The organism is Sphingomonas sp. Leaf5, from assembly GCF_001421155.1.
Lineage (GTDB): Bacteria > Pseudomonadota > Alphaproteobacteria > Sphingomonadales > Sphingomonadaceae > Sphingomonas.
The window spans coordinates 232,213-252,679 of the sequence record NZ_LMJZ01000001.1 but is presented as its reverse complement, the minus strand read 5'-3'; the positions used below and the strand labels follow the sequence as shown (position 1 = coordinate 252,679).

Below are 20,467 nucleotides of genomic sequence, written 5' to 3'. Positions count from 1 at the left end.
CTCTCCACGCAACCCCGCGGAACGCCCCAACGGAAAAGGGCGGCCGTACCGATGTACGACCGCCCTCCCCTGTCGTTCGATCGAAGGCCGATCAGGCGGCTTCGTCGAAATCCTCGTCGTTCAGGACCGGACCCGAATCCTGGCCCTTCGCTGACACGTCGCGGTCGACGAATTCGATGATCGCCATCGGCGAGGCGTCCGACGCGCGGATGCCGGCCTTGATGATGCGGGTATAGCCGCCGTTGCGATCGGCATAGCGGCTCGCCAGCACGTCGAACAGCTTGGTCAGCTGCGCATCGTCGAGCAGCCGGGCATGGGCCAGACGACGGTTCGACAGGCCACCCTTCTTCGCCAGCGTGATGAGCTTTTCGACGTAGGGCCGCAGTTCCTTCGCCTTGGCGACGGTAGTGGTGATCTGCTCATGCTTGATGAGCGCGGCCGACATGTTGCGGAACAGCGCAATACGATGAGCCGAGGTACGTTGCAGCTTACGGCCGCCGACGCGATGACGCATGTTTATTTCCTTCGTTCGTTAAGGGGCCGTGTCACGGAATCCCCAGAGCAGGTGGCTGTTGGAGGCCGCCACCGGTTCGCCTGTTCGCGGCAAAGGTCACAAAAGTCAAACTTGCCGCGGTTTCGTTTGCCGGGTCGGACACGGGCGAAGCCCGTGTCGTCGGTCGGGACGGCTGAAAGCCGGCCCGCCGGCCGGGATTATTTCGTCCCCGGGCCAAGCTGGCTTGGCCTGGTGCGAAATTATCCCATAATTTCCTGCTCGAGCTTCTTCGCCATCTCTTCGATGTTCTCGGGCGGCCATCCAGGGATGTCCATGCCGAGGCGAAGGCCCATCGACGACAGCACTTCCTTGATTTCGTTCAGCGACTTGCGGCCGAAATTCGGAGTGCGCAGCATCTCGGCTTCGGTCTTCTGGACCAGATCGCCGATGTAGATGATGTTGTCGTTCTTGAGGCAGTTGGCCGAACGGACCGACAGTTCGAGCTCGTCGACCTTCTTGAGCAGGTAGCGGTTGATCTGCGCGGTATCGCCCTGACCTTCGCTCGCCGGTGCTGCCACCTGCGTGCCGACAGCGGCAGCGCGCGGCAGTGCCGAATCGTCGAAGTGAACGAACAGCGCCAGCTGGTCCTGAAGAATGCGACCGGCATAGGCCAGCGCGTCTTCCGGGGTCACGGTGCCATCGGTTTCGACGGTCAGCGTCAGCTTGTCGTAATCGAGTTCCTGCCCGACGCGGGTGTTCTCGACCTTGTAGCTGACCTGACGGACCGGCGAATACAGCGCGTCGACCGGGATCAGACCGATCGGCGCATCGGCCGGACGGTTGCCGGCGGCAGGCACATAGCCCTTACCGACATCCGCGGTCAGTTCCATGTTGAGCGTCGCACCATCGTCGAGATGGCACAGCACCAGATCGGGGTTCATCACCTCGATATCGCCGGTGACGGCGATGTCGCCGGCCTTCACCTCGGCCGGGCCGGTGACGGACAGCTGGAGGCGCTTCGGGCCTTCGCCCTGCATCCGCAGCGCGATCTGCTTCACGTTCAGCACCATGTCGGTCACGTCCTCACGGACGCCGGCAAGGCTCGAGAATTCGTGAAGGACGTTCTCGATCTTGATCGAGGTTACGGCGGCGCCCTGCAGCGACGACAGCAGCACGCGACGCAGCGCGTTGCCGAGCGTCAGGCCGAACCCACGTTCCAGCGGCTCCGCGACGAAGGTCGAACGGCGCTTGGGATCGCCGCCCGGCTTCTTCTCGAGGCCGCTCGGCTTCTTGAGTTCCTGCCAGTTCTTAGCGTTGACGGACACGGGCTTCCCCTAGCTTGGCGGCGCGGAAAGGACGGGTCCGCGCCATGAAAGAACAGCCCCGCCGGACGACCCCGGCGAGGCGGCAGGCACGGATCAGACGCGGCGACGCTTCGACGGACGGACGCCGTTGTGCGGGATCGAGGTCACGTCGCGGATCGACGTGATCTGGAAACCGACCGCCTGCAGCGCGCGCAGCGCCGATTCACGACCCGAACCCGGACCCTTCACTTCGACTTCGAGCGTGCGCACGCCGTGGTCTGCGGCCTTGCGGCCCGCGTCCTCGGCGGCGACCTGCGCGGCGTACGGGGTCGACTTGCGCGAGCCCTTGAAGCCCATCGCACCGGCCGACGACCACGAGATCGCATTGCCCTGCGCATCGGTGATCGTGATCATGGTGTTGTTGAAGCTGGCGTTCACATGCGCGACGCCGGCGGTGATATTCTTGCGCTCGCGACGGCGAATGCGCTGCGGTTCACGTGCCATTGTTGGTAATCCTGACCTGTATATCGTGCGTGGTACGGAGATCGGGAGGCGGTCAGCCTCGAACCTGTCCCCGACGGAGAAGAAGTTAAAAAAAGTCCCCCGGACTGTTTTTTACTTCTTCTTACCCGCGATCGGCTTCGCCTTGCCCTTGCGGGTGCGCGCGTTGGTGTGCGTGCGCTGGCCGCGGACCGGCAGGCCCTTGCGGTGACGCAGGCCACGATAGCAGGCCAGATCCATCAGACGCTTGATGTTCATCGCGGTCTGACGACGCAGATCGCCTTCCACGGTGTGGCTGGCGTCGATCGCTTCACGGATCTGAAGCACTTCCTGATCGCTCAGATCCTGCACGCGGCGTTCCGACGCGATGCCGAGCTGATCGGTCAGCTGCTTGGCCTTGGCCGGACCGATGCCGTGGATATACTGCAGCGCGATGATCACGCGCTTGTTGGTCGGGATATTAACACCCGCGATACGTGCCATGAATTAAATTCTCCCAGCTCCACGGAGTGTCGCATGGCAGCGACCCTCCATCTCGTAGCGTTGCGCCCCTTCACGCATGATCGCGGCGAACGCGCAAAAGCGTCGCCGTAAACCAGTATGTCGGGGTAGAGCGCTGATACGGACCGATTCGGATAGTGTCAACCGCTGCGGGGAACCAAAATCGGGGGCGGGCGTGTGCGGGGTCGCGGGCCGACGAGCGCCTTCCTCCACCGTCGCCCCGGGATTGCCCCGGTGTCCCGCTTTCTTACCGGCGTGGAAGTAGAGGAAGAAGCCGGACCCCGGGTCGAGCCCGGGTTGACGCAAGAAATCGGTTATGCGCGCCGTCGAGAGGACGCTGCGCAGCAGGACGGGCGTTACGCGACGAGGATCGACGCGATCTCAGCGGCCACGTCGTCCATGTCGGCCATGCCGTCGACGCGGTGGACGATCCCGCGCGATTCGTAGAGCGGCAGGATCGGCGCGGTCTTGGCGCGATATTCGACCATGCGGGTCCGCACCGTCGCTTCATTGTCGTCGGGACGGCGCTTGAAGTCGGTCGCGCCGCAAACGTCGCACACGCCGGCGACGGCAGGCTGCTTGAAGCGGTCGTGATAGCCCGCACCGCAATTGCCGCAGGTGAAGCGGCCGACGATGCGTTCGACCAGGGCATCCTCGTCGACGACCAGCTCGATCACGTGGGTCAGCTTGCGGCCGCGATGTTCGAGCAGCAGGTCGAGCGCATCGGCCTGCGCCGCGGTGCGCGGATAGCCGTCGAAGATCGCGCCTTGGTCGCCCAGCTGATCGAGGCGTTCACCGATCAGCGCCGATACGATCGCGTCGGACACCAGTTCGCCGGCATCCATCACCGCCTTGGCCTGCAACCCTACCGGGCTGCCCGCCTTGACCGCTGCCCGCAGCATGTCGCCGGTCGACAGCTGCACCATGCCGCGCGCCGTTTCGAGCCGCGCGGCCTGGGTGCCCTTGCCCGCCCCCGGCGGTCCGAGAAGGATGATGTCCATAGCTGCCCCCAATTAACCCTGATGCATCCGTAATGCGCTTACCCGCGCAGGCGTCCACCCTTCAGCTTCGCCTTCTTGATCAGGTCGCCATACTGGTGCGCCAGCAAATGCGACTGGATCTGCGTTACCGTGTCCATCGTGACGTTGACCACGATGAGCAAGCTGGTGCCACCGAGATAGAAGGGAATCGACAGCGCCGACACCAGATATTCGGGCAACAGGCAGATGATGACCAGATAGGCCGCGCCGATGACCGTGATGCGGGTCAGGACATAATCGAAGTAATTCTCGGTATTCTTGCCCGGACGGATGCCGGGGATGAACCCGCCATAGCGCTTCAGATTGTCGGCGGTCTCTTCGGGATTGAAGACGATCGCGGTGTAGAAGAACGAGAAGAACACGATGCCCGCGCCGTACAGCAGCATGTAGAGTGGCTGACCATGCGCCAGATACTGGTTGAGCGTGATGATGAAGTCGCCCCACCGGCTCTCGCCCGCCGTCGCCTGTCCGGCGAACTGGGTGATCGTCACCGGCATCAGCAGCAGCGACGATGCGAAGATCGGCGGGATGACGCCGGCGGTGTTGATCTTGAGCGGCAGGTGGCTGCGATCGGCCTGCACGCCACGCGCCGTCTGACGCTTGGGATACTGGATCAGGATGCGGCGCTGGGCGCGCTCCATGAAGCAGATGAACAGGACGAGGCCGGCAACGGCGGCGATGATGCCGATCAGCGTCAGCGGGTTCATCGTGCCCGAACGGCTGCCCTCGAACAGCTGCAACAGCGTCGTCGGCAGATGCGCGACGATGCCGGCCATGATGATGAGCGAGATGCCGTTGCCGATGCCGCGGCTGGTGATCTGCTCACCCAGCCACATCAGGAACATCGTGCCGCCGATCAGCGAGATGACCGCCGCGATGCGGAAGGCCATCCCCGGCTCGATCACCGCCTGCGCCCCGGCCGACGCCCCGAACGCTTCGAGACCGACCGCGATGGTATAGCCCTGGATCGCGGTCAGCGCGACCGTGCCGTAGCGGGTATATTGGTTCAGCTTCTTGCGGCCCGACTCGCCTTCCTTCTTGATGGCGGCGAGCTGCGGGCTGAGCGAGGTCGCGAGCTGCACGACGATCGATGCGGTGATGTAGGGCATGACGCCCAGCGCGACGACCGACATCCGCGTCAGCGCACCGCCCGAAAAGGTGTTGAAGAAGTCGAGGACGCCGCCCTGCGTCTGGTTGGCGAGCAGGCCCAGCTGCGTCGGGTCGATGCCCGGCAGCGGCACATAGCTCAGCATGCGGAACACGATCAGCGCCCCGAGCGTAAACCACAGGCGCTTCTTGAGTTCGGTCGCCTTACCGAATTTCGACAGATTGAGATTGGTCGCAAGACCGTCTGAGGCGGCTGCCATGGAAATGTCCCGAATGATGCTGGCGGGCCATCGGCCCACCCCCCGGGCGACCATATAGGGGTTGCGGCCGGGAAGTCTAAGGGGTGGTTTACCCTACCCCTTTTAGTTCATCCCGTTCGGTTCGAGTAGCGATCGAGCTTGTCGAGAGCGCGTATCGAGAACGTGGTTCCGCTGGGCGGGAGTTCTCGACTATCGCTTCTCGACAAGCTCGAAGCTGCTCGAACCAAACGGGTGGGAACGTTACGCGTGCGCGGCCTTCTTGGCGGCGAGCGTCTTGCCCTTCTTGGCAGCGGCCTTTTCATGCGCAGGCACGACTTCGATCACCGACACCGAACCACCGACCTTTTCGACCGCTTCGATCGCCGACTTCGACGCACCGGCAACGGTGAAGGTAAGCTTGGCGGTCAGTTCGCCCTTGCCGAGCAGGCGGACGCCGTCCTTGCCACCACGGGCGAGGTTGGCCGCCTTCAGCGCCGCATGGTCGAGCGCCGCACCGGCTTCGATCTTGCCGGCGTCGATCGCCTTCTGGATCGCGCCGAGGTTCACTTCGGCATAGTCCTTGGCGAAGATGTTGTTGAAGCCGCGCTTCGGGATGCGCATGTGGAGCGGCATCTGACCGCCCTCGAACCCGGCGATCGAGACGCCTTCGCGGCTCTTCTGGCCCTTCTGGCCGCGACCGGCGGTCTTGCCCTTGCCCGAGCCGATGCCGCGTCCGACGCGCATCTTGCTCTTGCGGGCGCCGTCATTATCGCGGATTTCGTTGAGTTTCATGTGTGCACTCGCTTTCGCTATGTTCGCGCTTGATAAAAGAGGAAGGGGGCCGCTTAGCCCCCTTCCCCATGCTTGTCACCGGTAAAGATGAAAGGCCTTAGCCTTCGACCGATACCATGTGGTGCACCTTGCGGATCATGCCACGCACCTCGGGGGTGTCGGTCAGTTCCACGGTCTTGTGCATCTTGTTGAGGCCGAGACCGATCAGCGTTGCGCGCTGATCCTTGGTCCGGCGGATCGGCGACCCGGTCTGGGTGATCTTGACGGTTGCCATCGCTCGTTACTCCACGATCGCCGCGGCGTCAGCCTCGGCGGTCTGCGATCCACCACGACCCAGCAGGTCGGCGATCTTCTTGCCGCGACGCTGCGCCACCGACTTCGGCGACGACTGATCGTTCAGGGCTTCGAAGGTCGCACGGATCATGTTGTACGGATTGGACGTGCCCACCGACTTCGTCACGACATCGGCAACGCCGAGCGATTCGAAGATGGCGCGCATCGGGCCACCCGCGATGATGCCGGTACCGGCCGGAGCCGACCGCAGCGTCACGCGACCGGCACCGAAGTGACCGTTGCCGTCATGGTGCAGCGTGCGACCGTCCTTCAGCGGCACGCGGACCATCGCCTTCTTGGCAGCGGCGGTCGCCTTCGAAATGGCTTCCGGCACTTCGCGCGCCTTGCCATGGCCGAAACCGACGCGGCCCTTGCCGTCGCCGACGACGACGAGTGCGGCGAAACCGAAGCGCTTGCCGCCCTTGACGGTCTTCGACACGCGGTTGATGTGGACGAGCTTTTCGATCAGCTCTTCGCCACCATCGTCCGGACCGCCGCGACGGTCGTCGCGACGACCGCCACGATTGCCGTCGCGGCCACCACGACCGCCACCGCCGGGACCACCCGGACCGCCGCGACCGCGACCGCCGCGGGGACCACGGCCCTGCGGCTGCTCGCCACCCGGCGCTGCCGACACGTCGGCGGCGGGGGTTTCGGCCTGATTGTTTTCGTCAGCCATGTCTTAGAACTCCAATCCGGCTTCGCGGGCGGCCTCGGCCAGCGCCTTGACGCGGCCGTGGAACAGGAAGCCGCCACGGTCGAACACGACCTGTGTCACGCCGGCGGCCTTCGCCGCTTCCGCAACGCGGGTACCGACGCCCTTGGCGGCATCGATGTTCGCGCCCGACGCACTGCGCACGTCCTTTTCCAGGGTCGAGGCGGCAGCGACCGTGTGGCCGGCTGCATCGTCGATGACCTGGGCATAGATGTGCTTGCCCGAACGATGGATCGACAGCCGCGCACGGCCGCCCGAACGCGCCTTCAGCGCGGTGCGATTGCGCCGACGGCGCTTCTCGAAGAGGGAGAGACCCTTGGTCATTACTTCTTCTTCCCTTCCTTGCGGAAGATGAACTCGCCGTCGTACTTGATGCCCTTGCCCTTGTACGGCTCGGGCTTACGCCAACGACGGATCTCGGCAGCGATCTGACCGACCTTCTGCTTGTCGATCCCGCTGATTTCGATCGTGGTCTGATCGGGCGTCTTGATCTCGATGCCTTCCGGCACGTCGATGTTGACGTCGTGGCTGTAGCCGAGCTGCAGCTTCAGGTTCTTGCCCTGGGCCGCGGCGCGATAGCCGACGCCGGTGATCAACAGCTTCTTGGTGAAGCCGGTGGTCACGCCGGTGATCAGGTTCTGCACGAGCGTACGCTGCATGCCCCAGAACGCGCGAGCGCGCTTGGTTTCGTTCGCCGGCTGCACCGAAATGGTGTCGCCTTCGACGGCATAGGCGATGTCATCGGCCAGCGGCAGCGTGAGCGTGCCCTTCGGACCTTTGACGCTCAGCTCGCGCCCTGCGATGTTGGCGGTGACGCCGGCCGGAACCGGGACTGCCTTCTTACCGATGCGGCTCATCAGAAGACCTCCGCGAGCACTTCGCCACCGACATTCTGTTCGCGCGCTTCGGCGTCGGACAGAACGCCACGCGGCGTCGAAACGATGGTGATGCCGAGGCCGTTGCGGACCTTCGGCAGTTCCTGCGAACCCGAATAGACGCGACGGCCGGGCTTCGAGACGCGCGCGACGTGCTTGATCGCCGGCTGGCCCTCGAAATACTTCAGCTCGATGCGGATGCCGGCCGCGGGGCCCATCTGCTCTTCGCTGTAACCACGGATATAGCCCTCGCGCTGAAGCACGTCGAGGACACGGGCCCGCAACTTGCTGGCAGGCGTCAGGACGGAGTCCTTGCGCGCGCGCTGGCCGTTGCGGATGCGGGTGAGCATGTCACCCAGGGGATCGGTCAATGCCATTGCTGTGTTCCTTACCAGCTCGACTTCGTGACGCCGGGGATCAGGCCCTTATTGGCCAGTTCACGCAGCATGACGCGGGCGAGACGGAACTTGCGATAATAGCCGCGGGGACGACCCGTCAGCTCGCAACGGTTGCGGATGCGGGTCGGATTCCCGTTGCGGGGAATCTCGGCCATCTTCAGCCGCGCGATCAGACGCTCGGTCTCGTCGAGCGACTGGTCGGCTGCGATCGCCTTCAGCTTCGCATATTTGGGTGCGAACTTCTTGACGAGCGCGCGACGGCGCTCGTTCTTGTTCACGGAACTCAGTTTCGCCATGGACTTAAGCTCTCTTCGTTAAAGCGCAGACCGCTCCCCGGCGAAGGGGAGCGGTGTTGGTTACGCCGCCTTCTTTTCCTCGGCGCCCTCTTCCTGCGGGAAGGGGAAACCGAACAGACGCAGAAGCTCGCGAGCCTCTTCGTCGGTCTTGGCGGTGGTGGTCACGATCACATCCATGCCGCGCACCTTGTCGATGCGGTCATAGTTGATTTCGGGGAACACGATCTGTTCCTTGATGCCGCAGGCATAATTGCCGCGACCGTCGAACGACTTCGGGTTCAGACCACGAAAGTCGCGAACGCGCGGAAGCGCGATGGTGATGAAGCGATCGAGGAATTCGTACATCCGCTCGCGACGCAGCGTGACCTTGCAGCCGATCGCCATGCCTTCACGCAGCTTGAACTGCGCGATCGACTTCTTTGCCTTCGTGACGACAGGCTTCTGGCCAGCGATCAGCTCCATTTCGGAGCTGGCCTGCTCGACCTTCTTCTTGTCCTGCGTCGCTTCGCCAACGCCCATGTTCAGGACGATCTTGTCGAGGCGCGGGATTTCCATCACGTTCTTGTAACCGAACTTCTCGGTCATCGCCTTCACGATGCGATCGTCATAGATCGACTTCATGCGCGGCGTGTACTTATCAGCCATTGATGACCTCCCCGCCCTTTACGGCGACCCGGACCTTCTTGCCATCGCGCACCTCGAAGCGCACGCGGGTCGGCTTGCCGTCGACGACGTGCGCGACCTTGCTGACGTGCATCGGCGCTTCCGAACGCACCAGACCACCCTGCGGGTCGGCCTGGTTCGGCTTCTTGTGGCGAACGGCGATGTTCACGCCGGACACGACGACCTTGCCATCCTTGGGCAGCGACTGGGTGACCTGGCCGGTCTTGCCCTTGTCCTTACCCGACAGGACGATCACGGTGTCGCCCTTCTTGATCTTCGCAGCAGCCATTACAGCACCTCTGGGGCGAGCGAGATGATCTTCATGAAGCCCTTCGAGCGCAGCTCGCGGACCACCGGGCCAAAAATACGGGTGCCGATCGGCTCCTCGTTCTTGTTGACCAGCACCGCGGCGTTGCCGTCGAAACGGATCACCGAACCGTCGGTGCGACGGATGTCCTTGGCGGTCCGGACGATGACGGCACGATGCACGTCACCCTTTTTCACGCGGCCGCGCGGAGCGGCTTCCTTGATGCTGACGACGATGACGTCGCCGACACCGGCCGTGCGACGCTTCGAGCCGCCCAGCACCTTGATGCACTGCACCCGCTTCGCGCCGCTGTTGTCAGCGACGTCGAGATTGGATTGCATCTGGATCATGGATGCGATTCCTTACCCTATGGGGCCGATTCCGACCGGACCCCGCCTTGAAAAATGAACCCCCGGCTGCGGACCACGCCGCGCCGGGGGGAGCGGCCCAATAACCGCCCCATACCGAAAAGGCAAGCGCCCTTCCGCGAATGTCCGTCATATCCGGATCTGACCCCGGAATTGCGTCGGGGTGAGAAGCCGATGGCACCCACCCCGTGCAAAGGCTTACGCCTCGGCTGCGACTTCCGCCGGCGTCGCGTGGGTGTTCACCCGCTCGATCACCTTCCAGGTCTTCAGCTTCGAGATCGGCGCGGTCTCTTCTATGCGCACGGTCTCGCCTTCGCGATATTCATTGCCCTCGTCATGGGCATGATACTTCTTCGAACGGCGGATGATCTTGCCGTAGAGGGGGTGCTTGACCTTCCGCTCTACCTTGACCACCACCGTCTTGTCGGTCTTGTCCGAGACGATCATCCCGGTCAGCACGCGCTTCGGCATGTCTCTCGTCCTTACTTGTCGGACGAGCGCGAACGCTCGCCCTGCAGCGTCTTGATCCGCGCGATGTCGCGACGGACTTCCTTCACGCGGGTCGGCTTTTCCAGCTGGCTGGTCGCCGCCTGGAAACGGAGGTTGAACGCCTCACGCTTCAGGCTCGACAGTTCATCGACCAGCTGGTCGTCGCTCTTGGCGCGAAGATCGGTTGCCTTCGTCATTCTCAACCCTCCAGGTGCGAGGTGTCGCCCAGACGGGCAACGACCTTGACCGCGATCGGCAGCTTCATCGCGGCGCGTTCGAACGCCTCCGCGGCGAGCGGGCCGGGCACGCCGTCCAGTTCGAACAGGATGCGACCCGGCTTGACGCGGGCGACCCAGAATTCGGGCGAACCCTTGCCCGAGCCCATGCGGACTTCGGCAGGCTTCGACGACACCGGCAGATCCGGGAATATCCGGATCCACAAGCGGCCCTGGCGCTTGATGTGACGCGTGATCGCGCGGCGAGCCGCCTCGATCTGGCGGGCGGTGATCCGCTCCGGCTCCATCGCCTTCAGGCCATAGGACCCGAAGTTCAGCGACGTACCGCCCTTGGCATCGCCATGGATACGGCCCTTGAAGGCCTTGCGGAACTTGGTGCGCTTTGGTTGCAGCATCTCAAATTATCCTTAGCGGCGGTGATCGTCGCGCGCGGGGCGCACGCCGGAGGTCTGAGCCTCCATCATCAGCCGGTCCTGCGCCATCGGGTCATGGCCGAGGATCTCACCCTTGAAGATCCAGACCTTGACGCCGCAGACGCCATACGCGGTGTGCGCCTGTGCCTCGGCATAGTCGAGGTTGGCACGCAGCGTGTGCAGCGGAACGCGACCTTCGCGATAGCCTTCCGAACGGGCGATTTCCGCACCGCCCAGACGACCGCCGCAAGCGACGCGGATGCCGTCGGCACCCAGACGCATCGCCGACTGCACCGCGCGCTTCATGGCGCGACGGAAGGCGATACGACGCTCGAGTTGATCGGCAATGCCCTGCGCGACGAGCTTCGCGTCGATTTCCGGCTTGCGGATCTCGACGATGTTCAGCGACACGTCGGACGAGGTCATCGAACCGAGCTTCTTGCGAAGCTTTTCAATGTCGGTGCCCTTCTTGCCGATGATCACGCCGGGACGTGCTGCAAAGATCGAGATGCGGCACAGCTTGGCCGGACGCTCGATCACCACCTTGGAGATCGCCGCCTGCGGCAGCGCCTTCATGATGAACTGGCGGATCTTCAGATCCTCCAGCAGCAGACGGCCATAGTCGGCGCCTTCGGCGTACCAACGGCTGTCCCAGGTGCGGTTGATCTGCAGACGCAGACCGATGGGATTGGATTTGTGACCCATTACGCTTCCTCCACCTCGGACACGACGATGCGCACGCGGCTGAACGGCTTCAGGATGCGCGTCGACTTGCCGCGACCACGGGTCGCGAAACGCTTCATCGTGATCGACTTGCCGACCGAGGCTTCCTTGACGACAAGTGCGTCAACGTCGAGGTTGTGGTTGTTTTCCGCATTCGCGATCGCCGAAGCGAGGCACTTGCGGACATCGATCGCCATCGCCTTCTTCGAGAAGGCGAGGATGTTCATCGCATCGCCGACCGGACGGTTGCGGATCAGTGCGGCGACGAGGTTCAGCTTCTGGGCCGAGCCGCGGACCTGAGTCGCGACCGCCAGAGCTTCCTTGTCACCGACGCGGCGCGGTGCTGCCTGCTTGCTCATCAGCGCTTGCCCTTCTTGTCGGCGGCGTGGCCGGGGAAGAAGCGCGTCGGCGCGAATTCGCCGAGCTTCATGCCCACCATGTCCTCGTTGACCGAAACCGGCACGAACTTGCGGCCGTTATAAACGTTGAACGTCAGGCCAACGAACTGCGGCAGGATCGTCGAACGGCGCGACCAGGTCTTGATCGGACCCGAACGGGTGCCGGCGTCCTGCGCCACTTCCGCCTTCTTCAGCAGATTGAGGTCCACGAACGGACCCTTCCATACGGAACGAGCCATCGCTTAGCCCTTCTTCTTCGCGTGACGGCTACGGATGATCATCTTATCCGTCGCCTTGTTGTGCCGCGTGCGCGCGCCCTTGGTCGGCTTGCCCCACGGGGTGACCGGATGACGACCGCCCGAAGTCCGACCTTCACCACCGCCGTGCGGGTGGTCGACCGGGTTCTTGGCGACGCCGCGGGTCAGCGGACGCTTGCCGAGCCAGCGGTTACGACCGGCCTTGCCCAGATTCTGGTTCTGGTTGTCGGGGTTCGACACCGCTCCGATCGTCGCCATGCAGGCGGCGTGGATGTAGCGCTGCTCACCCGAGTTCAGGCGGACGATGACCATGCCCTTGTCGCGACCGACGACCTGCACATAGGTGCCGGCCGAACGGGCGATCTGACCGCCCTTGCCCGGCTTCATCTCGACGTTGTGGACGATCGTGCCGACCGGCACCTGGCCCAGTTCCATCGCGTTGCCCGGCTTGACGTCGGTCTTCTTGCCGGCGACGACCTTGTCACCGACGTTCAGACGCTGTGGCGCGATGATGTAGGCGACGTTGGCCTTGCCATCGGTATCGCCATAGTTGACGAGCGCGATGAACGCGGTGCGGTTGGGATCATATTCGATCCGCTCCACGGTGCCTTCGACATCCCACAACCGACGCTTGAAGTCGATGATGCGATAGCGCTGCTTGTGACCGCCGGCGATGCCGCGCGAGGTCACATGGCCTTTGTTGTTGCGGCCGCCCGACTTGGTCTTGCCTTCGGTCAGCGCCTTGACCGGACGGCCCTTGTACAGGGCCGAACGGTCGATCAGGACCAGGCCACGCTGCGACGGCGTGGTCGGATTATATTGCTTGAGTGCCATGTTACTTGGCCCCCTCGGTAATGTCGATCGACTGGCCGTCGGCCAGGGTCACGATCGCCTTCTTGAAGTCCGACCGGGTGTAGGGCGCGCCCTTCCACTTCTTGGTCTTGCCCTTGGTCACGATCGTGTTCACGCCGGTGACGGTGACGTTGAACAGCGCTTCGACCGCTGCCTTGATCTCCGGCTTCGACGCCTTGTTCGCGACCTTGAAGACGACGGCGTTATGCTCGGAGAGCATCGTCGACTTTTCGGTGATGTGGGGGCTAAGCACCACGTCGTAATGACGGATGTCGATAGCCGACTGTTGCTGCTTAGCCATTGAAGCGGGCCTCCAGCTTTTCGACGGCGGCGCGGGTGAGCACCAGCGTGTCGTGCTTCAGGATGTCATAGACGTTCGCGCCACCGGCGGGCAGGACATTGACCTGACGCAGGTTGCGAGCGGCCAGCGCGAAGCTGTTTTCGACGGCATCGCCATCGATCACCAGCGACTTCTTGCCGAAGCCCAGCTTGGCAAGGCTGCCGAGCAGGACCTGCGTCTTGCCGTCCGCAACGGTCAGACCGTCGAGGATGACCAGCGAACCTGCCTTGGCATGGCTCGACAGCGCCATCTTCAGACCGAGCGCGCGAACCTTCTTGTTCAGGCCCGGGTTGAAGTCGCGGACGCGGGCGCCGTGCGCCTTACCGCCGCCGACGAACACCGGAGCGCGGCGATCGCCGTGACGGGCGACACCGCCGCCCTTCTGGCGACCCAGCTTCTTGCCGGTGCGGGCAACGTCTGCACGCTCGCGGGTGCCACGGGCGGTGCCGCGACGCTTTTCGAGCTGCCACGTCACGACCCGGTGCAGGATGTCCGCACGCGGATCGAGGCCGAACACCTCGTCGTTCAGCTCGATATCGCCGTTTTCGACGGCATCGAGGGTCTGTACCTTGACCTTCATGATCAGCCCTCCTGGCCGTCGGTCGCAGCCGATGCGGCGGCGTCGTTGCTGTTGGCGCTCTTCAGACCGGCGGGATACGGAGCGTCGGCATGGCGCGCGACCTTCACCGCGTCCTTGACCGTCAGCCAGCTTCCCTTGTGACCGGGAACCGAACCCTTGATGAAGATCAGCCCGCGCTCGACGTCCGTCGACACGACCTGCAAATTCTGCTGCGTGCGGTTACGGTCACCCATGTGGCCGGCCATCTTCTTGTTCTTGAAGACCTTGCCCGGATCCTGACGCTGACCGGTCGAACCGTGCGAACGGTGCGACACCGACACGCCGTGCGTCGCGCGCAGACCGCCGAAGTTCCAGCGCTTCATGGCACCCGCAAAACCCTTGCCCTGCGTACGGCCCGAAACGTCGACCAGCTGACCGGCGACATAGTGATCGGCGCCGATGGCGGCACCGACATCGAGCAACGCATCGTCCGCCACGCGGAACTCGACAACGCGCGCCTTCGGGGTCACTTCGGCCTTGCCGAAATGGCCGCGCTGCGGCTTGGCGACGTTCTTCGCCTTGGCGACGCCGGCACCGAGCTGCACCGCGACGTACCCGTCCCGATCCAGTTCACGACGGGCGACGACCTGCACGTCTTCCAGCTGCAGGACGGTGACGGGCACATGGCGCCCATCGTCCTGGAACAGCCGGGTCATACCCATTTTCTTCGCGATCACACCAGTACGCATGACCAACTCCTCCAACAGAGGCTCGTCTTGACGACGAGCTTGCCTAACGAAAAAGGCTCCGGTGCGCGGTCACCCGCCTCCGAAGCCCCAGCCCTTGCGATCTGCACGCCCCCGCCAGGGCCAGACATCGCCGAATTGCTCCATGAGGGAGTTGCATCGACGATAGCGGGGACGCGGACAACGGCATTTGCCCGGAAGCGTCGTGCCGTTCGGTATCCCTGTGGTTGCTTTCCCGGCTTCGACCGCGGCCGTTCAGAACGAACCAGCGGGAAGCGAAAGCGCGACGCAGGGCGGAATCACCCTGCATCGCGGAAGCCGGCTATTACGCCAGCTTGATCTCTACGTCCACCCCTGCCGCGAGGTCGAGCTTCATGAGCGCGTCGACGGTCTGCGGGGTCGGCTGCACGATGTCGAGCAGACGCTTGTAGGTCCGGGTCTCGAACTGCTCGCGCGACTTCTTGTCGATGTGCGGGCCGCGGTTGACCGTGAACTTGTCGATGTGCGTGGGCAGCGGAATTGGTCCACGGATCAGGGCGCCGGTGCGACGCGCGGTGTCGGCGATATCGCCGGCCGCCTGGTCGAGCACGCGATGGTCGAACGCCTTCAGGCGAATACGGATATTGTTGTCCATGGTCCTACCGATGCGAAAGAGCGGGCCGTTGGGACGGCTCTTGATTAACAAAAGGCTTGGTGGAAACCCCGGCCAAAAAAGCGGGGTGCCCTCATTAAATAGCAAACGGCGGCCCCCGTCTCCGGGGACCGCCGCCTGTTCGAGTCGCTATATTACTTGTCGATGCCGCTGACAACCCCTGCGCCGACGGTACGACCGCCTTCACGGATGGTGAAACGCTGGCCGACGTCCATGGCGATCGGTGCGATCAGCTTCACGCCCAGCGCGACTTCGTCGCCCGGCATGACCATTTCGGTGCCTTCCGGCAGTTCGATGGTGCCGGTCACGTCGGTCGTGCGGAAGTAGAACTGCGGACGATAGTTGGCGAAGAACGGCGTGTGACGGCCACCCTCGTCCTTCGACAGCACGTACACCGACGACTGGAAGTCGGTGTGCGGCGTGATCGAACCCGGCTTCGCCAGAACCTGACCACGCTCGACTTCGTCACGGGCAACGCCGCGGATCAGCGCGCCGATGTTGTCGCCGGCCTGGCCCTGGTCGAGCAGCTTGCGGAACATTTCGACGCCGGTGACGACGGTCTTGCGGACCGATTCGTGAATGCCGACGATTTCGACTTCTTCACCAACCTTAACGATGCCGGTTTCGACGCGGCCGGTTACCACGGTGCCACGACCCGAGATCGAGAACACGTCTTCGATCGGCATCATGAACGGCTTGTCCAGCGGACGCTCCGGCTGCGGAATCGACTCGTCGACTGCTGCCATCAGCGCGAGAACCGCTTCCTTGCCGAACACGTCGTTCGAACCCGACAGCGCGCAGGTGGCCGAACCACGGATGATCGGAATGTTGTCGCCGTCGAATTCACGCTTCGACAGTTCTTCGCGGATTTCCATCTCGACGAGTTCAAGGATTTCCTCGTCGTCGACCAGATCGACCTTGTTCAGGAAGACGACCATGGTGGGAACGCCGACCTGCTTGGCTAGCAGGATGTGCTCCTTGGTCTGCGGCATCGGGCCGTCGGTAGCCGACACGACCAGGATCGCGCCGTCCATCTGCGCGGCACCGGTGATCATGTTCTTCACATAGTCGGCGTGGCCCGGGCAATCGACGTGCGCATAGTGGCGGGCGGCGGTTTCATACTCGACGTGGGCGGTCGAGATGGTGATGCCGCGCTCGCGCTCTTCGGGAGCCTTGTCGATGTTGGCGAAGTCGACGGCGACGCCGCCCGACGTTTCAGCCAGCACCTTCGTGATCGCGGCGGTCAGCGAGGTCTTGCCGTGGTCGACGTGACCGATGGTACCGATGTTGAGGTGCGGCTTGTTCCGCTCGAATTTTGCCTTAGCCATTTTCCTACCTTCTGATTCGAATTCGGTGCCGCCGGGGCCACGCGAACGCGGCCCTTTAGCGGGTGTTGTTTCGTAATGCCAGCCCTCGGTTGCGGAGGGCCGACCGGGGAGTAAATCCCCGGTCGTCGGTCGGAGCGGACTAGCCGCCCCGCCGGCCGGCCTTCAGCGTCTCACAGCTAAATCGCTTTAGCTGCGTGCGCTTCAGGCCATCTTCGCCTTCACTTCATCCGCAACGTTCTGCGGCACTTCGTCATAGTGCGAGAACTGCATCGAATATTGCGCGCGGCCCTGGGTGAACGAGCGGAGCTGGTTCACATAACCGAACATGTTGGCGAGCGGGACCATCGCTTCGACGGTCTGCGCGTTGCCGCGGCTGTCGGTACCCTGGATCTGGCCACGACGGCTGTTCATGTCGCCGATGACGTCGCCCAGATAATCTTCCGGGGTCACGACCTCGACCTTCATGATCGGCTCGAGCAGCTTGATGCCGGCCTTCTGGGCCGCTTCGCGCATCGCGCCACGCGCGCAGATTTCGAACGCCAGTGCCGACGAGTCGACGTCGTGGTACTTGCCGTCGATCAGATGCACTTCGAAGTCGATGATCGGGAAGCCGATCAGCGAACCGGTCTGCGCCGTCTCGCGCATGCCCTTTTCCACCGACGGGATATATTCGCGCGGAATGTTGCCGCCCTTGATCTCGTCGAAGAACTGGTAGCCGGTGCCGCGCTCGCCCGGAATGACCTTCACTTTGACTTCGCCGAACTGGCCCGAACCACCCGACTGCTTCTTGTGGGTGTAGGTCAGCTCGACCGGCTTCGCGAGATATTCGCGATACGCCACCTGCGGCGCGCCGACATTCGCCTCGACCTTGAACTCGCGCTTCATGCGATCGACGAGGATTTCGAGGTGAAGTTCCCCCATGCCCTTGATGATCGTCTGACCCGATTCGTGATCGGTCGACACGCGGAACGAGGGATCCTCGGCAGCCAGACGATTGAGCGCGATGCCCATCTTTTCCTGGTCGGCCTTGGTCTTCGGTTCCACCGACAGCTCGATGACGGGTTCCGGGAACTCCATCCGCTCGAGGATGATCGGGTTGGACGTGTCGCACAGCGTGTCGCCGGTCGTCGTTTCCTTCAGACCCGCGATCGCGACGATGTCGCCCGCACGCGCCTCGTCGATGTCCTCACGCGAATTCGCGTGCATGAGGAGCATACGGCCGATCTTTTCCTTCTTGTCCTTCACCGAGTTCAGATACCCGCCCTTGGTGAGGGTACCCGAATAGATGCGGGCGAAGGTCAGCGTGCCGACGAACGGATCGTTCATGATCTTGAACGCGAGCAGCGACATCGGCGCGTCATCGGCCGGCGGACGCGAATCCGGGGTCTCGCCGTCGAGCTTCACGCCCTGCACGTCCGGAATGTCCAGCGGCGACGGCAGATAGTCGACAACGGCGTCGAGCAACGGCTGCACCCCCTTGTTCTTGAACGCCGAACCGCAGACGATCGGCACAAAGCTCATCGCCAGCGTGCCCTTGCGGATCAGCGCCTTCAGATCGGCGACCGACGGTTCATTGCCTTCGAGATAGGCTTCCATCAGGTCGTCGTCCTGCTCGACAGCCATTTCGATCAGTTCGCTGCGATACTTCGCGGCCTTCTCGGCCATGTCGGCCGGGATGTCCTGATATTCGAACTTCGCGCCCAGCGACTCTTCGAGCCAGATGATCGCGCGGTTCTCGACCAGATCGACGAGACCCTTGAAGCCGCCTTCGATACCGATCGGGAGATACAGGACCGCCGGACGTGCGCCCAGACGTTCGATGATCGAGTCGACGCAGAAATAGAAGTCGGCGCCGGTACGGTCGAGCTTGTTGACGAAGCACATGCGCGGCACGCCGTACTTGTCGGCCTGACGCCACACGGTTTCCGACTGCGGCTCGACGCCGGCAACGCCGTCGAAGCAGGCGACCGCGCCGTCGAGCACGCGCAGCGAGCGTTCGACTTCGATGGTGAAGTCGACGTGGCCCGGCGTGTCGATGATGTTGATCAGGTGCTCTTCACCCTTGCCCTCCTCCGCGCGCCACTTGCAGGTGGTTGCCGCCGAGGTGATGGTGATGCCGCGTTCCTGCTCCTGCTCCATCCAGTCCATGGTGGCCGTGCCTTCGTGCACTTCGCCGATCTTGTAGGACTTGCCGGTGTAGTAAAGAATACGCTCGGTCGTGGTCGTCTTGCCGGCGTCGATGTGCGCCATGATGCCGATGTTGCGATACCGTTCGAGCGGATGGCTGCGGGCCATGATCGTGCTTCCTTAGCAATGTGGGGAGCGAGGCATGTCGCCCGCTCCCCACGATATAGTCGGTTGCATCAGCGGTGAAAAGCCACCGCCGAGACTTACCAGCGGTAGTGCGAGAAGGCGCGGTTCGCTTCCGCCATGCGGTGCGTGTCTTCGCGCTTCTTCACCGCGTTGCCGCGGTTGTTGGCAGCGTCCATCAGCTCGCCCGACAGGCGTGCCGACATGGTGTTCTCGCTGCGGTTGCGGGCCGAGGTGATCAGCCAGCGGATCGCCAGTGCCTGGGCACGTTCGAAGCGGACTTCGACCGGGACCTGATAGGTCGCACCACCGACGCGGCGCGAACGCACTTCGATGTTCGGCTTCACGTTGTTGAGCGCATCGTGGAACACGCCCAGCGGATCGCGCTTCGCGCGGCTCTCGACGGTTTCGAAGGCCGAATAGACGATGCCTTCGGCGACGGACTTCTTGCCGTCCAGCATCACCGAATTCATGAACTTGGTCAGAACCTCATCCCCGTATACGGGATCAGGCAGGATTTCCCGCTTTTCGGGACGACGACGACGAGCCATCAGATATTCCTTCAATCTTCAGCCGGTTCCCGAACCCGTCGGGGGCTTACTGGGGGTAGATGGACCTCTGGCCGCGCTGGCGATCAGCGCGGCGCGGGATCACTTCGGACGCTTGGCGCCGTACTTCGAACGCGACTGGCGGCGATCCTTGACACCCTGCGTATCGAGCACGCCGCGCAGGACGTGGTAGCGAACGCCGGGAAGATCGCGCACACGACCGCCGCGGATGAGCACGACCGAGTGCTCCTGGAGGTTGTGGCCTTCACCCGGAATGTAGCTGATGACTTCGCGCTGGTTGGTCAGGCGGACCTTGGCCACCTTGCGCAGAGCCGAGTTCGGCTTCTTCGGGGTCGTCGTATAAACGCGGGTGCAGACACCGCGCTTCTGCGGGTTCTGGTCCATCGCAGGGACCTTCGACTTGGCCTTCTGCGGTTCGCGGCCCTTGCGGACCAGCTGGTTGATCGTCGGCATGAAGCCCTTCACCTTATCTTGCGGTTACTTTGCCGGAGCCGTTCCTGTCAGAAATGCGCAAAGGCCACGTGTGCGAATCGCCACGAGGCCGATGTCTCCAGCAATGTTCAGCTCTTTGAACCCACATGCAGGCCAGCGACGGCTACGACGCCGACCCAGCGGGACGCGCGGCCTATATAGGCGGCACCCCGATCGGTCAATGGCACGCGG

Annotated in this window: 31 protein-coding genes; all 31 read right to left on the bottom strand. The window is 63.5% G+C overall.

Features of this window, described 5'->3' with window-relative positions; all coding sequences use genetic code 11:
- Positions 1–91 precede the first annotated feature (91 nt).
- On the bottom strand, positions 92–514 hold the full coding sequence (gene rplQ, locus ASE50_RS01155; protein ID WP_056394569.1) for a 50S ribosomal protein L17: 423 nt from the start codon (positions 512–514) through the stop codon (positions 92–94).
- Positions 515–753: 239 nt separating this feature from the next.
- A complete protein-coding gene (locus tag ASE50_RS01150; RefSeq protein ID WP_055996062.1) occupies positions 754–1,818 on the bottom strand; it encodes a DNA-directed RNA polymerase subunit alpha in 1,065 nt (354 codons plus the stop codon).
- Between the two features lie 93 nt (positions 1,819–1,911).
- Positions 1,912–2,301 carry a 30S ribosomal protein S11 gene (rpsK, locus tag ASE50_RS01145; RefSeq protein ID WP_055996065.1) on the bottom strand — a complete coding sequence of 130 codons (390 nt, stop codon included), beginning with the start codon at positions 2,299–2,301 and terminating at the stop codon, positions 1,912–1,914.
- A gap of 111 nt (positions 2,302–2,412) precedes the next feature.
- Positions 2,413–2,781 (bottom strand): 30S ribosomal protein S13, encoded by a 369-nt coding sequence (rpsM, locus tag ASE50_RS01140; protein WP_055996068.1) that lies wholly within the window; start codon positions 2,779–2,781, stop codon positions 2,413–2,415.
- A 374-nt stretch (positions 2,782–3,155) separates the two neighbouring features.
- Positions 3,156–3,800: an adenylate kinase gene (locus ASE50_RS01135; RefSeq protein ID WP_056394565.1), complete on the bottom strand. Its 645-nt coding sequence runs from the start codon at positions 3,798–3,800 to the stop codon at positions 3,156–3,158.
- Between the two features lie 38 nt (positions 3,801–3,838).
- Positions 3,839–5,206, bottom strand: coding sequence for a preprotein translocase subunit SecY (secY, locus tag ASE50_RS01130; RefSeq protein ID WP_055996075.1), 1,368 nt, complete (start codon positions 5,204–5,206; stop codon positions 3,839–3,841).
- A 240-nt stretch (positions 5,207–5,446) separates the two neighbouring features.
- On the bottom strand, positions 5,447–5,977 hold the full coding sequence (gene rplO / locus ASE50_RS01125; RefSeq protein WP_055996078.1) for a 50S ribosomal protein L15: 531 nt from the start codon (positions 5,975–5,977) through the stop codon (positions 5,447–5,449).
- 97 nt (positions 5,978–6,074) lie between these two features.
- Positions 6,075–6,251: a 50S ribosomal protein L30 gene (gene rpmD, locus ASE50_RS01120; protein WP_055996081.1), complete on the bottom strand. Its 177-nt coding sequence runs from the start codon at positions 6,249–6,251 to the stop codon at positions 6,075–6,077.
- A 6-nt stretch (positions 6,252–6,257) separates the two neighbouring features.
- Positions 6,258–6,989: a 30S ribosomal protein S5 gene (gene rpsE / locus ASE50_RS01115; RefSeq protein WP_082438708.1), complete on the bottom strand. Its 732-nt coding sequence runs from the start codon at positions 6,987–6,989 to the stop codon at positions 6,258–6,260.
- Between the two features lie 3 nt (positions 6,990–6,992).
- A complete protein-coding gene (gene rplR, locus ASE50_RS01110) occupies positions 6,993–7,349 on the bottom strand; it encodes a 50S ribosomal protein L18 (RefSeq protein ID WP_055996084.1) in 357 nt (118 codons plus the stop codon).
- Positions 7,349–7,882 (bottom strand): 50S ribosomal protein L6, encoded by a 534-nt coding sequence (rplF, locus tag ASE50_RS01105; RefSeq protein ID WP_056394562.1) that lies wholly within the window; start codon positions 7,880–7,882, stop codon positions 7,349–7,351. Before rplF ends, rplR begins: the two co-directional genes overlap by 1 nt.
- Positions 7,882–8,277, bottom strand: a complete 396-nt coding sequence (gene rpsH, locus ASE50_RS01100; RefSeq protein ID WP_033921102.1) for a 30S ribosomal protein S8 — start codon at positions 8,275–8,277, stop codon at positions 7,882–7,884. Before rpsH ends, rplF begins: the two co-directional genes overlap by 1 nt.
- An 11-nt stretch (positions 8,278–8,288) precedes the next feature.
- The gene (gene rpsN, locus ASE50_RS01095; protein ID WP_055756896.1) at positions 8,289–8,594 is read right to left on the bottom strand and encodes a 30S ribosomal protein S14; all 306 of its coding nucleotides are present in this window, start codon (positions 8,592–8,594) and stop codon (positions 8,289–8,291) included.
- Positions 8,595–8,654: 60 nt separating this feature from the next.
- Complete coding sequence (gene rplE / locus ASE50_RS01090; protein ID WP_055996091.1) at positions 8,655–9,239, bottom strand: 50S ribosomal protein L5; 585 nt, start codon at positions 9,237–9,239, stop codon at positions 8,655–8,657.
- Entirely contained in the window at positions 9,232–9,546 is a 315-nt protein-coding gene (gene rplX / locus ASE50_RS01085) for a 50S ribosomal protein L24 (RefSeq protein ID WP_055996094.1), read from the bottom strand. Before rplX ends, rplE begins: the two co-directional genes overlap by 8 nt.
- On the bottom strand, positions 9,546–9,914 hold the full coding sequence (gene rplN, locus ASE50_RS01080) for a 50S ribosomal protein L14 (RefSeq protein ID WP_055996097.1): 369 nt from the start codon (positions 9,912–9,914) through the stop codon (positions 9,546–9,548). Before rplN ends, rplX begins: the two co-directional genes overlap by 1 nt.
- A gap of 216 nt (positions 9,915–10,130) precedes the next feature.
- Positions 10,131–10,403, bottom strand: a complete 273-nt coding sequence (gene rpsQ, locus ASE50_RS01075) for a 30S ribosomal protein S17 (protein WP_055763313.1) — start codon at positions 10,401–10,403, stop codon at positions 10,131–10,133.
- Between the two features lie 11 nt (positions 10,404–10,414).
- The gene (gene rpmC, locus ASE50_RS01070) at positions 10,415–10,618 is read right to left on the bottom strand and encodes a 50S ribosomal protein L29 (protein ID WP_055996100.1); all 204 of its coding nucleotides are present in this window, start codon (positions 10,616–10,618) and stop codon (positions 10,415–10,417) included.
- Between the two features lie 2 nt (positions 10,619–10,620).
- Positions 10,621–11,052: a 50S ribosomal protein L16 gene (rplP, locus tag ASE50_RS01065; protein WP_055756910.1), complete on the bottom strand. Its 432-nt coding sequence runs from the start codon at positions 11,050–11,052 to the stop codon at positions 10,621–10,623.
- A 12-nt stretch (positions 11,053–11,064) separates the two neighbouring features.
- The gene (gene rpsC / locus ASE50_RS01060) at positions 11,065–11,775 is read right to left on the bottom strand and encodes a 30S ribosomal protein S3 (RefSeq protein WP_055996103.1); all 711 of its coding nucleotides are present in this window, start codon (positions 11,773–11,775) and stop codon (positions 11,065–11,067) included.
- Entirely contained in the window at positions 11,775–12,152 is a 378-nt protein-coding gene (gene rplV, locus ASE50_RS01055; RefSeq protein WP_055996106.1) for a 50S ribosomal protein L22, read from the bottom strand. Before rplV ends, rpsC begins: the two co-directional genes overlap by 1 nt.
- Positions 12,152–12,430 (bottom strand): 30S ribosomal protein S19, encoded by a 279-nt coding sequence (rpsS, locus tag ASE50_RS01050; RefSeq protein ID WP_055996110.1) that lies wholly within the window; start codon positions 12,428–12,430, stop codon positions 12,152–12,154. Before rpsS ends, rplV begins: the two co-directional genes overlap by 1 nt.
- Before the next feature lie 3 nt (positions 12,431–12,433).
- Positions 12,434–13,282, bottom strand: coding sequence for a 50S ribosomal protein L2 (gene rplB / locus ASE50_RS01045; protein WP_055996113.1), 849 nt, complete (start codon positions 13,280–13,282; stop codon positions 12,434–12,436).
- A 1-nt stretch (position 13,283) separates the two neighbouring features.
- A complete protein-coding gene (locus ASE50_RS01040) occupies positions 13,284–13,601 on the bottom strand; it encodes a 50S ribosomal protein L23 (protein WP_055996116.1) in 318 nt (105 codons plus the stop codon).
- Positions 13,594–14,220, bottom strand: coding sequence for a 50S ribosomal protein L4 (rplD, locus tag ASE50_RS01035; RefSeq protein ID WP_055996119.1), 627 nt, complete (start codon positions 14,218–14,220; stop codon positions 13,594–13,596). Before rplD ends, ASE50_RS01040 begins: the two co-directional genes overlap by 8 nt.
- A gap of 2 nt (positions 14,221–14,222) precedes the next feature.
- A complete protein-coding gene (gene rplC, locus ASE50_RS01030) occupies positions 14,223–14,948 on the bottom strand; it encodes a 50S ribosomal protein L3 (RefSeq protein ID WP_056395581.1) in 726 nt (241 codons plus the stop codon).
- A gap of 322 nt (positions 14,949–15,270) precedes the next feature.
- On the bottom strand, positions 15,271–15,579 hold the full coding sequence (gene rpsJ, locus ASE50_RS01025) for a 30S ribosomal protein S10 (RefSeq protein ID WP_033921125.1): 309 nt from the start codon (positions 15,577–15,579) through the stop codon (positions 15,271–15,273).
- A 152-nt stretch (positions 15,580–15,731) separates the two neighbouring features.
- Entirely contained in the window at positions 15,732–16,925 is a 1,194-nt protein-coding gene (tuf, locus tag ASE50_RS01020) for an elongation factor Tu (protein WP_055756924.1), read from the bottom strand.
- 201 nt (positions 16,926–17,126) lie between these two features.
- The gene (gene fusA / locus ASE50_RS01015) at positions 17,127–19,220 is read right to left on the bottom strand and encodes an elongation factor G (protein ID WP_055996124.1); all 2,094 of its coding nucleotides are present in this window, start codon (positions 19,218–19,220) and stop codon (positions 17,127–17,129) included.
- Between the two features lie 95 nt (positions 19,221–19,315).
- The gene (rpsG, locus tag ASE50_RS01010) at positions 19,316–19,786 is read right to left on the bottom strand and encodes a 30S ribosomal protein S7 (protein WP_055997235.1); all 471 of its coding nucleotides are present in this window, start codon (positions 19,784–19,786) and stop codon (positions 19,316–19,318) included.
- A gap of 99 nt (positions 19,787–19,885) precedes the next feature.
- Positions 19,886–20,257, bottom strand: coding sequence for a 30S ribosomal protein S12 (gene rpsL, locus ASE50_RS01005; RefSeq protein WP_055757399.1), 372 nt, complete (start codon positions 20,255–20,257; stop codon positions 19,886–19,888).
- Positions 20,258–20,467: the final 210 nt, after the last annotated feature.